Genomic DNA, 14,606 nt, shown 5'->3' on the forward strand with positions numbered 1-14,606 from the left:
AAACTGTAAGTAGCCTTTAGCCATACCCGCTATTTACTGCTCGCAACTAGTAGGGTAAAAACACCCAGTGTGAACTATTTGTTCATACTGGGTGTTTTTTGTAGAAACCTTATAAATTGCTTACTTGTTAGAGGTTTACTGAAATAGTAACCTTGCATATATTTACAGTTGTTTTTTTGTAAAAATTTCAGCTGTTTTTCTGTTTCAATTCCTTCGGCAACGACTGAAAGGTTTAAAGTGTTTGCAAGAGAAAGAATGGTTGAAACGATGGCTCTTTCTTCAGGACGATGATCGGCTAGTTGTGTAAATTCTCTTGGGATTTTTAATGTATCGATAGGGAAAATTGACAAATATGCAAGAGAAGAGTAGCCGGTACCGAAGTCATCAATAGATGTGTGAATGCCGTATTCTTTTAATTGCTTTAGTCTTAATAATGTTTCCTGCTCATTGATCATCGCGATTCTCTCAGTTAGCTCGAGTGTTACAGATTTAGGATTAACTTTGACTTCTTGTAGTATTTGGGAAATATTTTCGATTAATTGATTCTGCTGAAATTCTTTCGCTGATAAATTTACACTCATTTTTAAATCTGTATAGCCGAGCGTTTGCCACATTCTTAATTGGCAACATGATTCTTTCAGCACCCAATGTCCAAGCGGGATGACTTGAGGAGTCTCTTCTACAATAGGAATAAACTCACATGGCGGGATGTCGCCTAGTAGTGGGTGTTTCCAGCGTATTAATGCTTCCGCACCGATGATTTTTTTCGTCGTAATATCAATTTGTGGTTGATACACGAGATAGAACTCTTTATTTACTAAAGCGAGTGGCAAATCTTTTTCAATTCGAGCTTTTCGTTCTATTTTTTTATATAGTTCTTTCGTGTAAAGAGAGCTACCGTTTTTCCCTCTGTTTTTTGCTTCATACATGGCCATGTCAGCATGCTGTAAAATGGACAAAGGATCTTCACCTGCTTCAGGGTATATCGCGATTCCGATACTCGGTGAGATTTGTAAATGTTGATTTTCAATTTCAAATGGTTCGTTCATGGCTGCTACAATCATATCAGCTATTTTTTGTACATCCGGCTTTTTTTTATAATTTTCGATGAGGATTGTGAACTCATCCCCAGCTAGTCGAGCAAGTTTCATATTTGGTGTCGATATTTGTTCAAGTCTTCTTGCTACTGCAATTAAAAGGAGATCTCCTATCCGGTGTCCGAGGGTATCATTAATTACTTTAAAGCGGTCTAGGTCAAGAAACATAACCGCAAAAGGCCTTTTTGTTAGTTTTGCTCGTGCAATCGCTTTTTCTAAATATTGATGAAATGAACGGCGATTTGCAAGCTCTGTTAAAGTATCGTGATATGCAAGGAAATTAATTTGTTCTTGTTGTTGTTTATTTTCCGTAATATCTTTAATCATTAAATAAACTCCAGAAATATGCTCCTTTAAAAAGATGGGAACGGCCGTAACATGCAAGTAGTAAATATCTCTGTTTTTGTGATATGCCCGTATTTCTAAAGAAATAGAACTTCCTTTTTTCACATGATGAAAGGCATTGATAATTTCTTCCAAATCTTCTTCGTATATGAGTGAGTAATAGGGTTGATTTAATAATTCATTCGTTTGATAACCGAGTAACGTAGTACCAGCGTTATTCACTTTGAGAAAATTACCGTACAAATCTAATGTGAAGATTGGATCTGGATGATGCTCGTATAAAGATTTAAACATTTGTTGGTTATGATATAATTCATTTTTTTGTTTAACTAAATCTTCTGTACGTAGTTCAATTTGTTTCTCGAGTTCTAAATTAAATTGCATTTGGGCTAGTAATAATATTTTATTTTGTTTTCGAACCAAACTATGACGTGTGAGAACGAAAGCGAAAGTTATCATAAGACCGATTACTACAATAGGTGCAAAAACATTTTCGACCAATATAAAAACAATAAGCATTACTACTGAAACATAAGGTAAGGATAATCGAATGGATTCACCAAATTTAGGTGTTAATAGTACTTGTTCTTGTTTTTCAGGCTCGTTTGTATGGAGAATACAGGCGATTGCTACTATCACTAAGACAACTTGATAGAGCGGAGTAACTGTAAACATAGAGTAGTCTGGTGTGAAGTATTTTATATAAGCATAAATAGCATCCGTAGTAGCATATAAAATTAAAGCACTGCCAAGAAGTGCACCAACCCGTTTTGGTAATAAGGATAATGGTCTAAATAAAAGATTGATTCCTATTAAAAGAAAGAGTAAATCAACCATTGGATAGGTAAGTTGAACAACTATGTCGATATAGGATGTTGTAAAAACGTGAATGGTTCGTTCGATGAGCAAGTAATAACTTAAAGTAAATTGGGCTGTAACAATAATACAAATATCACATATCATAAAAAGCTTTTCTAATAAATCTCGGTTGTAAATGATTTCGTATAGAAAGGCAAGCGCAAAGCTAGTTAAAAAGAGTAAGTAAAAAAAATCGGATGGATCAACGAACGTATAGAAGTCCTTTAAAATTAAACGTTGATAGGCAACGACTATATCACCGATGAAATAAGAAAGGGTTCCAACTGATAATATCATCCAAAATAAGCGAGGTAATCCTTTTTTCATATTTGAAAAATAGAGTATATAGCTACAAGCGATAATATCAATTAATAGGGTACTCATGCCAATTAATATTTGAAAAGGAAATGAGTATTCATATAGAAAAGGCATTACGGCGTAATGAATTATGATAAATAACAGTAAAATGCTAATAAGAATACTTACATGTGTTTGTTTTTTCATTTATATCACCTACGTTATATACATATAAACTTTCCTTTTTATTTTTTACGATTGCTAAAAGACATATATAATTTCTATGTTTATTTTACACAGGTAAAGTGATTTATAAAAATAGATTTTAATAATTCTCGTTTCTGTCCCCAACATATCGACATAGGAATTTGAAGTTTGCTATAATGATTAAAATAGTTGCATTATTTAGAAAAATTTAAAAATAATAATTACTGCAACTAGGACATATTGTTTACTATGTGAACTTGTTCTTAATTTAGGGGGGAGGGTTTCACAATGGCGAGTGTATATGAAAATAGTTATATGATCGTTTTGATTTTCTTGCTAGTAGGCATATTGCTGCCGGTAGTGGCTCTTACATTAGGAAGAATGTTGCGCCCAAACAAGCCGAGTGCAGCGAAAGCGACGACGTATGAGAGTGGAATTGAGCCTTTTCATGATGCGAATATTCGGTTTCATGCTCGTTATTATATTTTTGCCCTATTGTTTGTCATCTTTGATGTAGAAACTTTATTTTTATATCCATGGGCTGTGGCATATGACAAGCTAGGTTTATTTGCATTAATTGAAATGCTTATCTTTGTTGTAATGTTGCTAGTTGGATTAGCGTATGCTTGGAAAAAGAAGGTGTTACAATGGTTATAAATTTTGAGGAATTACATCCAAATGAACGAGCGGAATTAGAACGAAATATCTTTTTTTCTACATTGGAACAGTTGAAAGGATGGGCACGGAGCAATTCTTTATGGCCGATGACGTTTGGACTGGCATGCTGTGCCATTGAAATGATGGGAGTAGGCTCATCACATTATGATTTAGATCGATTTGGGTCATTTTTTCGGACTTCACCAAGGCAATCGGATGTCATGATTGTGTCGGGAACAGTAACGAAGAAGATGGCTCCTATTGTTAGGCGCTTATACGATCAAATGCCTGAACCGAAATGGGTTATTGCGATGGGATCTTGTGCGACAGCTGGTGGTCCATATGTAAATTCGTATGCTGTTGTGAAAGGTGTAGATCAAATTGTCCCAGTTGATGTGTATATTCCTGGATGCCCACCAAATCCTGCAGCTTTAATTTATGGAATTAATAAGTTGAAAGAAAAAATTCGTTACGAGGCAAAGACAGGAAAGCAGGTGACGAATAAATGAGTGATCCAAATAAAGAGTTAGAGGATTTAAAAAAAGAAGCGGCTAGGCGGGCGAAGGAAGAGGCGAGAAAACGTCTTGTTGCGAAACATGCGGCAGAAATAAGTAAAATTGAGGAAGAAAATCAGGAAAAAGAGAAAGCGCTACCAAAAAATGACGAACTAACTGTAGAAGAAGCAAAACGACGTGCAGCAGCCACCGCGAAAGCAAAAGCAGCGGCGTTAGCGAAGCAGAAGGAAGCGAAAAGGCAACGGAAAGGCAAAAGCAGAAGCGTAAGCGAAGCAGAAGAGAGAAGGAAGCGAAGAGGTAACGGAAGAAGAAAAGGCAAAAGCGAAGGCGAAGGCAGCCGCCGCCGCGAAAGCAAAAGCAGCAGCGTTAGCGAAGCAGAAGAGAGAAGGAAGCGAAGAGGTAACGGAAGAGGAAAAGGCCAAAGCAAAGGCAAAGGCCGTGGCAGCAGCAAAAGCGAAAGCGGCGGCACTAGCGAAGGCGAAATCCTCGCAAGGTGCTGGAGATTCGGGAGATGAAAAGGCAAAGGCGATTGCAGCAGCAAAGGCAAAAGCGGCAGCAGCGGCAAGGGCGAAGGTAAAGGGCGCTGAAGGTAAGAAAGAAGATGAGCCGAAGCAGGAAGAACCGTCTATGAATCAGCCGTATTTAAATCAGTATGTTGAGGTTATTAAGGAGAAAGTAGGAGAGAGTGCATTAGTAGATTCCTACATTAATAAACTTTCAAAAGATGTACCAACTCTTGTGGTGGATTCCGCGAAATATTATGAAGTGATGGAGTCATTGCGATTCCATGAGGGACTTGCTTTTGATTACATGTCCGAGTTGCATGCTACGGATTTTGTGACACATATGGAAGTGTATGTTCATTTATTTTCATATGGAAAGAAACAGTCAGTAGCGGTGAAAGTAAAGCTGGATCGGGAGGCGCCGCAAGTAGAATCGGTGACAACGCTTTGGAAAGGGGCAGATTGGCCGGAGCGAGAAGCGTATGATTTGCTCGGCATTGTATTTAAGGGGCATCCGAATTTATCACGCATATTAATGCCTGATGATTGGGTAGGACACCCGCTTAGGAAAGATTATGAACCGTATGATGTGGAGGTGTAGCTTATGATTCGTACGGAAGAAATGCTGTTGAATGTAGGGCCTCAGCATCCGAGTACACATGGTGTGTTCAGGCTTGTTATTAAGATTGACGGGGAAATTATTAAAGAAGCTACGCCGGTTATTGGATATTTGCATCGCGGGACTGAAAAAATTGCTGAGAGCTTACAGTATACGCAAATTATTCCTTATACAGATCGAATGGACTACTTATCAGCTATGACGAATAATTACGTCATTTGCCATGCTGTAGAGACGATGATGGGGCTTGAAATCCCAGAGCGAGCCGAATACTTGCGAGTACTTGCGATGGAGCTTGGAAGGATTGCAAGTCATCTCGTTTGGTGGGGGACGAATCTTCTTGATATAGGGGCGGTTAGTCCGTTTTTGTATGCGTTTCGTGAACGAGAGATGATTATCAATTTATTAAATGAATTATGCGGTGCACGGCTTACTTTTAACTATATGAGAGTTGGCGGTGTGAAGTGGGATGCGCCGGACGGCTGGATTGAAAAGGTGGAAGAGTTTATTCCGTATATGAGAGAGCAATTGGCAGGTTACCATGATCTCGTTAGCGGTAATGAAATTTTCTTGAACCGTGTGAAGGGCGTTGGTATTTATAGCGCGGAAGAAGCGATTGCGTATTCTTTAAGCGGAGCGAATTTGCGGTGCACCGGGGTAAACTGGGATCTTCGCAAAGATGAGCCGTATTCCATTTACGATCGCTTCGATTTCGATATTCCTGTTGGGAGCGTGGGGGATGCTTGGGATCGCTACGTTTGCCGAATGCAGGAGATTGAGGAGTCGTTAAAAATTGTTGAGCAAGCAGTCCAGCAGTTCCCGAAAGATGGAGCGGTACTTGCTAAAGTACCTAAAATTATTAAGGCTCCTAAAGGGGAAGCGTTCGTCCGTATAGAGTCACCGCGCGGAGAGATTGGTTGCTATATTGCTAGTGATGGAAAGAAAGAGCCGTACCGCTTGAAATTCCGCAGACCTTCTTTTTATAATTTGCAAATTTTACCAAAGTTATTGAAAGGTGAAAATATCGCCAATTTAATTACGATTTTAGGTGGAGTTGATATTGTACTTGGGGAGGTTGATGGCTAATGATTGAGACGCTCTTACAATCACCTTCAAGCTGGACGAATTTTTTCATTTTTTTCGGATTAGCGGTGCTCCTATTATTTGCAGTCCTTGGCTTCGTTACATACGGCATTTTGGCAGAGCGAAAAGTGATGGGATTTATGCAAGGGAGGATTGGACCAAACCAAGTTGGGGGCCGGTTCGGTCTACTGCAAACCGTAGCTGATGTTTTGAAACTATTATTGAAAGAAGATAGTATTCCGAAAGCAGCAGATAAACCGTTATTTATATTAGCGCCTGTCATTGCATTCGCACCAGCATTTATGGTGCTCGCGGTTATCCCGTTTACTGATAAATTTCAGTTTGCAGATATTGGAGTCGGGCTGCTTTATTATATTGCTGTTTCTGGCATTACGACGATTGGCGTCGTAACTGGAGGATGGGCATCCAATAATAAATATTCCCTTTTAGGAGGGATGCGTGCGGCGGCGCAAATGATTTCTTATGAAATTCCGCTTGTAATGAGTGTAATAGGAATAGTGTTGTTAGCAGGTAGCCTAAATTTAAATGAAATCGTAGCAGCGCAGGAGAATGTTTGGTACATTTTCGTACAGCCAATCGGTTTCGTCGTTTTCTTAATCGCAGCGGTAGCAGAGTTAAATAGGACACCGTTTGATTTACCAGAAGCGGAGTCGGAACTTGTTTCTGGATATCATACAGAATACTCAGGGTTTCGCTGGGCATTTTTCATGCTTTCAGAGTATGTCTATTTCTTCGGAATGGCATCTTTAATTACAGTGCTCTTTTTAGGCGGATGGAATCCAGTTATGTTTCTTGGATTTATTCCAGGAGCTGTATGGTTTGCTTTGAAATTTAGCAGTGTCGTCTTCTTATTAATTTGGTTCCGCGTCACGTTTCCGCGCATAAGAGGTGACCAGTTAATGGAGTTTGGCTGGAAAGTGTTATTACCAATTGCACTTGCAAATATTTTCTTAACGGCATTGATTAAGGAGTTATTCTTCTAATCTATGAGGGGGGTGCCAGCAAGAGATGAAAGGACTATTTAAAGGATTAAAATATACATTAAGTAATTTGAGTAAGAAGAAGGTAACGTACGATTATCCAAATCAGCCGTTGCCATTGCCCGACCGTTTTCGGGGGATTCAAAAATTTTATCCGGAAAAATGTATTGTTTGTAATCAATGCTCTAACATTTGTCCGACAGATTGTATTCAATTAACGGGAAAAAAACATCCTGATCCTACGAAGAAAGGAAAAATTATTGATACGTACGATATTAATTTTGAAATTTGTATTCTTTGCGATTTGTGTACAGAAGTTTGTCCGACAGAGGCAATTGTCATGACAAATAATTTTGAGCTCGCGGAGTATTCGCGTGATGATTTATTTAAAAATTTGCAGTGGCTTGACGAAAACGACGAAAACGTCAGGAAGGAGAATAAAGCATGAATGGCGAGTTTGTAGCATTCTTTATACTATCCTTGTCTGCAATTATCGGCGGAGTTCTTATGTTGAACTTAACGAAAGTAATGCATATGATGCTAGCTCTCGTTCTTACATTTCTCAGCATTGCAGGTTTGTACTTCCTTTTATCAGCCGAATTTATCGGCGTTGCACAAATTTTACTTTACTCTGGTGCGATCACAATCATTATGATTTTTGGCATTATGTTAACGAAACATAATGCGGAAAATGAATCGCGTCTCACTCTTCGAAAATGGATTATCTTCTTTGCGGTTGTAGCATTTGGAGCGGTTATGTATTTCGCTGTTAATAGTATCGATTTTTCAAATCAAAGCACCACACAAGGAAGTTTACCTCTCCATGAAAACAACACACTTCAAATCGGTACACTTCTCTATTCAAAATATATTATTCCATTTGAGTTAACCTCGGTTATTTTACTTGTAGCACTTGTTGGCGCAATTATACTTGCGAAGAAGGATGAGAAAGAGGAGGATTCCAATGAGTAGTGTTCCAGCTTCTGCGTATTTAACACTTGCGATTATTTTGTTTTGCATCGGCCTATTTGGAGCTTTAACGAAGCGAAATACCGTAATCGTATTAATTTGTATCGAGTTAATGCTGGGCGCTGCCAATTTAAACTTAGTGGCGTTTAGTAAATTAGGTTTGTTTCCGAATTTAACAGGGCAAATTTTCGCGTTGTTTACGATGGCTGTTGCGGCAGCGGAGGCGGCGGTAGGACTCGCTATTTTAATTGCCTTGTACCGTAATCGTACGACAGTTCATGTAGATGAAATGGATACGCTCAAAGGATAGCATTGTGACCGAAAAGGGGGAAGGAAACAATGATCGATTATGCATGGCTCATACCGCTTTTCCCGCTTGTTTCGTTTTTGTTACTTATTATGTTCGGGAAGAAAATTAGAGAAGGAAGCAGCGTACTTAGTAGTTTCTTCATTTTTCTCTCCTTTATATTCGCGGTACTTGTATTAATAGAAAGGTTTTCGACAGTACCAGTGAAGCATAAGTGGGTATGGCTTAGAGCTGGAGATATAGATATATCATTTGGCTTTGAGGTGACGGCATTAGGGGCTTTAATGTTGTTTATCGTTACACTTGTAAGTTTGCTTGTACATGTGTATTCGAAAGGTTATATGAAAGGTGACGAAAGGTTACCAACCTTTTATGCGTATTTAGGGCTCTTCACATTTGCAATGCTAGGGCTTGTCATATCGACGAATTTGTTGCAGCTTTACGTATTTTGGGAGTTAGTGGGCCTTGGTTCATTTTTACTCATCGGTTTTTATTTCTTTAAAGAAGAAGCGAAGGCTGCTGCGAAAAAGGCTTTTATTATGACACGTATTGGCGATGTTGGTTTATTTATTGGGATGATTTTAATTTTTTGGCACGCAGGTAGTTTTGAATATGATGCCATTTTTAGGGTGATTCATACGGGAGATCTCTCTCCTTCTATGATTACAATAACGGCGATATTAATTTTTGTCGGTGCGATGGGGAAATCAGGTCAGTTTCCGCTTCATACGTGGTTGCCCGATGCAATGGAAGGACCGACGCCTGTTTCAGCGCTTATTCACGCGGCGACGATGGTTGCAGCTGGCGTATATTTAGTAGCGACGATGTTCCCATTATTTTCGGCAAGTGCGGTAGCGATGCAGACAGTGGCAATCGTTGGAGCTTTCACTGCAATTTTTGCGGCCTCTATCGGCCTTGTACAAACGGATATAAAGAGAGTACTTGCTTATTCTACAGTTAGCCAGCTTGGATATATGATGCTTGCGCTAGGTTCTGCGGGTTATGTAGCCGGTGTCTTTCATTTAACGACACACGCCTTTTTTAAAGCGCTACTATTCTTGGCGGCAGGAAGTGTAATTCATGCAGTGCATACGCAAAACATTAATAAAATGGGTGGTTTACAGAAGAAGATGAAAGTAACGGGTGCGCTGTTTTTAATAGGTACACTTGCAATTAGTGGGGTTCCACTCCTTTCTGGGTTCTTTAGTAAAGATGAAATTTTGGCTGCGACTTGGATGAATGGTAATTACTTTTTATTCGTATTAGCAGTAATTGCAGCATTCTTAACGGCATTTTACATGTTCCGTCTATACTTCCTTGTCTTTACTGGGGAAGCGAAGACGAAGGAAGACGTGCATGAATCGCCCCGCGTTATGACGTATCCGATGATTGTTCTCGGCGTTCTCGCGGTAGTAGCGGGATATATAAATACACCATGGTTTGGGACGTTTCTCGGAGATTGGCTTACGAAAGATGTGGCGTTTAAGGTGGAAGAAGCACATGGACCTGTTTGGATTATGGTTGTTGCGACTCTCGTTTCATTTGCGGGAATTGCTCTTGCTTATTTCATATATGGAAAGAAAACTATCTCGAGAAATTGGGCTGGAGGAGAAGGATCCTTCCTGCATAATCTCCTGAAAGAAAAATATTATGTGGATGAACTATACAATGTTACGGTGTTGCCTATTACGAAAGGAATCGCTCATGTGCTTCGCTTGTTTGAAGTATATGTTGTAGAAGGACTCGCAGTTTTAATTGGAAGTCTAGTTAAAGGTGCAAGCAGCATAGGATCGAAACTTCAAAACGGGAATGTACAAGTATATGGCACTGTAACAGCAGTTTCGCTCGCATTACTCGTCATTATTTTGCTCTATACGGGAGGGGATTTACGATGAATGATTTGTTGTTAACGTTCTTCATTTTTTCCCCGCTGTTAGGAATTCTCTTACTTGTATTAACACCGAAAAAAGAATCGCGTACAGTGCGAGCGCTCGGTTTATTCGGGACGGCACTTCCGTTTGGAATCGCTATCGTCCTCGCTTGTACATATGCTTCTGGAAAGAGTTTATCGCTATTTGATGAAAAAGTGAAATGGATTAAATTTGGGGACTTTACGGCGGTGGATAAAAGATGGTTTTCCATTTATTATGAGCTCGGTATTGACGGGTTATCACTTGTCATGATGGTGCTGACGGCTCTTCTAGCGATGCTTGCAGCAATTGCAGCCTTTTCTATTAAAAGAAATTTGAAAGCATTTTATATGCTATTACTCATGCTAGAAATAGGAATGCTTGGTGTCTTCGCTGCTCAAAATTTAATGCTGTTCTTTATCTTCTTTGAAATTACGTTGCCACCAATGTTTTTATTAATTGGGAAGTGGGGAAAATTGTCGAGTGAGAAAGCTGCATATAGTTATTTAATATATAACGGGATTGGCTCAGCTATTTTGCTCATCGTTTTCTCGATTTTGTTTGCGAAAACAGGTACGACAAATATTACGGAACTGAAAGAGATATTAACGAGCGGAAGTGCTGGGGAAGGACAGATCATCCCGAGTAGCTTACAACTTGGTGTATTTATTGCCATAATGATTGCTTTTGCAATTAAACTACCCGTGTTCCCGTTGCATCGCTGGATGGTCAATGTGCATGTTGAGGCACATCCTGCAGTAGTCATGCTTCATGCGGGCGTTTTGTTAAAGATTGGAGCGTACGGTATTATCCGTTTCGGAAAGGGATTATTCCCGGAATACTTTCGCGAGTTTGCGACGCTACTTGCGATTTTAGGAGTCATTAATTTATTGTACGGTGCCTTTTTAGCGCTTATCCAAACGGATTTTAGGAAGGTACTTGCCTACTCTAGTATTTCACATATGGGAATTGTTTTAATGGGGCTTGCGGCACTTAATGCACCAGGTACACAAGGGGCGCTATTCCAGGTTGTATCGCACGGTTTAATTGCAGCCTTACTCTTTTTCTTACTCGGTGTTATAGAACAACGTTTCGGAACGTCACACATTACAGCGCTTGGTGGACTCGCAAAAAGTGTCCCAGTACTTAGCGGCTTCTTCTTAGCAGGAGGAATGGCATCGCTTGGATTGCCGGGGATGTCTGGATTTGTTAGCGAATTTCTTGCCTTTCTCGGTTTATTCCAAGGAAAACCAGTCATTGCGGCGGCCGGCGTACTTGGCATTATTTTAACCGCAGTGTACGTATTAAGGGCGACACTGCAAGTGACGTTTGGTAAGAAAGAGTGGGAAGTGAAATCTGATATACACGGATGGGAGTATGTCCCGGTCCTATTGCTTATCTTCTGTATTATTGCAATTGGGGTAATGCCAGAAATACTAGGGGATCCGCTTCAAAATACATTGAAAACATTGGGGGTGAAGTAGGATGGATATGGATACGTTACTTAGCTTATCATGGCATTTGATGGTGCCAGAATTCATTATTCTCGGGGCTGCCATCCTTCTTTCCATATGTGATTTGTTTTTTAAGCTGAACCATAGGTATGTAGCGCTTGGTGCAATCGCCGCTGTCCTCGTAGCAATCGTGTCATTAATTACGTTATATGGTGAACCAGCGGGAGATATTTTAAATGGATCGTTTGTGTTAGATGGATTTTCAAAAGGATTTAAAACGTTGTTATTAGGCGGAGCAGCCCTTATATTGTGCACCGCAATGAGCGATGACAAGAAGAATCCAATTGAGGATAAGGGAGAATATTATTACTTATTTTTAATGGCGCTGCTTGGAGCGATGTTTATGGCTTCTAGCGTTGATTTCATTACACTGTTCGTCGGCCTAGAGCTACTATCACTTTCTTCATACATTTTAGTAGGCATACGAAAAAGGAACCGTGCATCAAATGAAGCGGCAATGAAGTATGTTATTAACGGAGGGATTGGAACAGCAATTACGCTCTTTGGAATGAGTTATTTATACGGTATTACAGGTTCGACTAACATGTTGGATATGCAAAAAGCATTCACCGGGGAGCTAACTAGCGGTATTCATTTATTGTTAGCTCTCGCATTTCTATTATTGCTTGTTGGGCTCTCATTCAAAATTGCAACAGTGCCATTTCATATGTGGGCACCTGATGTATATGAAGGGGCTGCTACACCTGTTACTGCTTTCCTCGGAACGATTTCTAAAATTGCTGGTTTTCTCCTTATTATTCGCCTGTTCCTTATGGTTTTTGCAAATGTTTCAATACAAGGAGATGCAGAGTCTTTGTATGGACATATGAGCATATACATTGCGGTATTAGCAAGTATTACGATGATTGTTGGGAATGTAGTCGCATTAAAGCAATACAACGTAAAACGTTTATTTGCCTACTCAGGAATCGCGCATGCGGGGTATTTACTCGTTCCACTTGTTGCGTTATCGACGTTCACAATGGATAGTATGTGGTTTTACATGCTTGCGTATATGCTTATGAATATAGGAGCATTTGCCATTATCCACGGCTTAATCTTACAAAGTGACAAAGAAAATATAACCATTTTCACTGGATTATATAAAAGGTCGCCATTTACAGCGATAGTGATGACGATTTTTATTTTATCGTTAGCCGGAATACCAGGAACGGCTGGTTTCATCGGGAAAATTAACATCTTTTTAGGTGCTCTTCATGTAGAACCGGCTCATTACGTACTAGCTTCTATTATGATGGGGACGACAGTCGTTTCATTCGTATATTATTTCCGGATTTTACAACAAATGTTTTTCCGCACGGGAGAGACAGAAGAGAAGATTCGGTTACCATTAAATATAAAAGTTGTTATGAGTCTTTGTGCAATTTCGATTGTAATACTAGGGATTATGCCGATGATTGGATACAATTTCTTTTATGAATATTTTCCATTAATGAAAGATTTCTTCTTCCTAGGGAACGTGGTACAATAGTAAAAATAAAAGGTGTGGAGTCGGTACTCTGCGCTTTTTATTTTGTGTGAATCACAAATGAAAATGCACATGGGTATATGTTCTTTGAAAGAAAATTACGATCTGAAATGTAAGATGCTTATTTGCATTTGAAAAAGTGTGGCTCCTACTTATTATGGTATCGTTTTTATATTTTGTATAAGTAGTAGCCGAGTAAAAAGGGGTCGATTTTTTGGCACAACTTTTAGGGCAACAAGCACTGATTGCCATCGTTTCGCATTTATTGTTTATTACCATTACGTGGTGGGCCCTGCAAGGCATTCACATTGAGCGTTTAATGAAGCCTGGAAAAGTGATGCAGACGAGGGTGCTACTCATCCTAGTTACAATTGCAATTGGGACATCTGTAAGTAACTTTTTCCTTGATTATTTAGGCTATTCGAAGAGTTTAACGTATTTGGTAAAGTAAGTGTATAGAACCTCATATCTCCGTTAACAATGGGGATAGGAGGGGATGAAATTGAAGCTTAAAGCCATTCTTATTATTGCCTTGAGTGTTATTTTCTTTTTGGTTGGATATAGAGAGATGAAACCGATAAGTGATGAACAGAAAATGGAGAGCATGATCGCAGCATTAGAGAAAAATGATGCTAAAGTAGAGAAATGGTCATGGTTAGCGCGAGAAACAAAAACAATTTCTAACATACATACGTTTCAAAAATTGTTAAACGATGTGAAGGACAAGGCCAATATTCAAAAATGGGAATTAGAGCAATCTCCAGATGGATATAAAGCTACATCCTATAAAAAGTTTTCTTCATATGAAGAACGAGTAGTAGTAACATGGAGTAAGGAAAATACTAAAGAAAACACTTTCATTATTTTTGAAGTGAGCGGGGCGAAATGGGACCCGAGTTACGTTCAGAACATGAATAAAATTTTTAGTGAAAAACCTATAATTTACACTTGTGTTCAAGGTGTACTGAATGATAAGATTGAAGGTGTTTTGCAAAATAAAACCAATCAGGTTTTGAAAGATCTTTCAGCAAGAGCGATCGAACAGATAGAAGAAAGAGCATTTGTATCAGTCTCCGCATACAATAAAAAGTGGGATGACGCTCTTTCAACAAATAGAGAGAAAATAAATGTGCAAATAGCAATACGTTCTACAGACAACAAGGATACAATTGTGGTTGGCACACCGATCATAACTTCTGAGTATTGAGTGAATAGATACTGAAAAAAGGACACGG

The 14,606-nt window shown here is 39.3% G+C and carries 13 protein-coding genes and 1 pseudogene; 13 read left to right on the forward strand and 1 reads right to left on the reverse strand.

The features are described from left to right. Positions 1–74 precede the first annotated feature (74 nt). Positions 75–2,804, reverse strand: a complete 2,730-nt coding sequence (locus DN410_RS09665; RefSeq protein WP_149176313.1) for a putative bifunctional diguanylate cyclase/phosphodiesterase — start codon at positions 2,802–2,804, stop codon at positions 75–77. Between the two features lie 288 nt (positions 2,805–3,092). Between DN410_RS09665 and nuoA the strand changes: the two genes are divergently transcribed. The 13 genes and pseudogenes from nuoA (at position 3,093) to DN410_RS09730 (ending at position 14,578) form a co-directional block, all read left to right on the forward strand. Continuing rightward, entirely contained in the window at positions 3,093–3,461 is a 369-nt protein-coding gene (nuoA, locus tag DN410_RS09670) for an NADH-quinone oxidoreductase subunit NuoA (protein WP_000179277.1), read from the forward strand. After that, positions 3,452–3,970, forward strand: a complete 519-nt coding sequence (nuoB, locus tag DN410_RS09675; protein WP_000236331.1) for an NADH-quinone oxidoreductase subunit NuoB — start codon at positions 3,452–3,454, stop codon at positions 3,968–3,970. Before nuoA ends, nuoB begins: the two co-directional genes overlap by 10 nt. Continuing rightward, positions 3,967–5,080: pseudogene (locus DN410_RS09680) on the forward strand (NADH-quinone oxidoreductase subunit C). The gene nuoB and the pseudogene DN410_RS09680 overlap by 4 nt, the downstream one beginning before the upstream one ends. Before the next feature lie 3 nt (positions 5,081–5,083). Further along, a complete protein-coding gene (gene nuoD / locus DN410_RS09685; protein WP_149176314.1) occupies positions 5,084–6,184 on the forward strand; it encodes an NADH-quinone oxidoreductase subunit NuoD in 1,101 nt (366 codons plus the stop codon). Then, entirely contained in the window at positions 6,184–7,185 is a 1,002-nt protein-coding gene (gene nuoH, locus DN410_RS09690) for an NADH-quinone oxidoreductase subunit NuoH (RefSeq protein ID WP_000573430.1), read from the forward strand. Before nuoD ends, nuoH begins: the two co-directional genes overlap by 1 nt. Before the next feature lie 25 nt (positions 7,186–7,210). Beyond that, on the forward strand, positions 7,211–7,630 hold the full coding sequence (gene nuoI / locus DN410_RS09695) for an NADH-quinone oxidoreductase subunit NuoI (protein WP_000677191.1): 420 nt from the start codon (positions 7,211–7,213) through the stop codon (positions 7,628–7,630). Then, entirely contained in the window at positions 7,627–8,154 is a 528-nt protein-coding gene (locus DN410_RS09700; RefSeq protein WP_071711214.1) for an NADH-quinone oxidoreductase subunit J, read from the forward strand. The genes nuoI and DN410_RS09700 overlap by 4 nt, the downstream gene beginning before the upstream one ends. Further along, positions 8,147–8,461, forward strand: a complete 315-nt coding sequence (gene nuoK / locus DN410_RS09705; protein ID WP_149176315.1) for an NADH-quinone oxidoreductase subunit NuoK — start codon at positions 8,147–8,149, stop codon at positions 8,459–8,461. The genes DN410_RS09700 and nuoK overlap by 8 nt, the downstream gene beginning before the upstream one ends. A gap of 29 nt (positions 8,462–8,490) precedes the next feature. Beyond that, positions 8,491–10,353, forward strand: coding sequence for an NADH-quinone oxidoreductase subunit L (nuoL, locus tag DN410_RS09710; RefSeq protein WP_149176316.1), 1,863 nt, complete (start codon positions 8,491–8,493; stop codon positions 10,351–10,353). Further along, complete coding sequence (locus DN410_RS09715; protein ID WP_149176317.1) at positions 10,350–11,852, forward strand: NADH-quinone oxidoreductase subunit M; 1,503 nt, start codon at positions 10,350–10,352, stop codon at positions 11,850–11,852. The genes nuoL and DN410_RS09715 overlap by 4 nt, the downstream gene beginning before the upstream one ends. 7 nt (positions 11,853–11,859) lie before the next feature. Next, positions 11,860–13,374, forward strand: coding sequence for an NADH-quinone oxidoreductase subunit NuoN (nuoN, locus tag DN410_RS09720; protein ID WP_370456796.1), 1,515 nt, complete (start codon positions 11,860–11,862; stop codon positions 13,372–13,374). A 211-nt stretch (positions 13,375–13,585) separates the two neighbouring features. Then, positions 13,586–13,822, forward strand: a complete 237-nt coding sequence (locus DN410_RS09725; protein WP_000057886.1) for a DUF1146 family protein — start codon at positions 13,586–13,588, stop codon at positions 13,820–13,822. Positions 13,823–13,873: 51 nt separating this feature from the next. Next, entirely contained in the window at positions 13,874–14,578 is a 705-nt protein-coding gene (locus DN410_RS09730; RefSeq protein ID WP_370456792.1) for a YwmB family TATA-box binding protein, read from the forward strand. Positions 14,579–14,606 lie beyond the last annotated feature (28 nt).

Origin of the sequence: Bacillus sp. SH5-2 (assembly GCF_008368905.1) — a bacterium.
Lineage (GTDB): Bacteria > Bacillota > Bacilli > Bacillales > Bacillaceae_G > Bacillus_A > Bacillus_A luti.

Bases quoted from the DNA above. Each gene is read 5' to 3' on its own strand.
- DN410_RS09665 (WP_149176313.1), bottom strand. From the start codon at position 2,804: ATGAAAAAACAAACACATGTAAGTATTCTTATTAGCATTTTACTGTTA.
- nuoA (WP_000179277.1), top strand. From the start codon at position 3,093: ATGGCGAGTGTATATGAAAATAGTTATATGATCGTTTTGATTTTCTTG.
- nuoB (WP_000236331.1), top strand. From the start codon at position 3,452: ATGGTTATAAATTTTGAGGAATTACATCCAAATGAACGAGCGGAATTA.
- nuoD (WP_149176314.1), top strand. From the start codon at position 5,084: ATGATTCGTACGGAAGAAATGCTGTTGAATGTAGGGCCTCAGCATCCG.
- nuoH (WP_000573430.1), top strand. From the start codon at position 6,184: ATGATTGAGACGCTCTTACAATCACCTTCAAGCTGGACGAATTTTTTC.
- nuoI (WP_000677191.1), top strand. From the start codon at position 7,211: ATGAAAGGACTATTTAAAGGATTAAAATATACATTAAGTAATTTGAGT.
- DN410_RS09700 (WP_071711214.1), top strand. From the start codon at position 7,627: ATGAATGGCGAGTTTGTAGCATTCTTTATACTATCCTTGTCTGCAATT.
- nuoK (WP_149176315.1), top strand. From the start codon at position 8,147: ATGAGTAGTGTTCCAGCTTCTGCGTATTTAACACTTGCGATTATTTTG.
- nuoL (WP_149176316.1), top strand. From the start codon at position 8,491: ATGATCGATTATGCATGGCTCATACCGCTTTTCCCGCTTGTTTCGTTT.
- DN410_RS09715 (WP_149176317.1), top strand. From the start codon at position 10,350: ATGAATGATTTGTTGTTAACGTTCTTCATTTTTTCCCCGCTGTTAGGA.
- nuoN (WP_370456796.1), top strand. From the start codon at position 11,860: ATGGATACGTTACTTAGCTTATCATGGCATTTGATGGTGCCAGAATTC.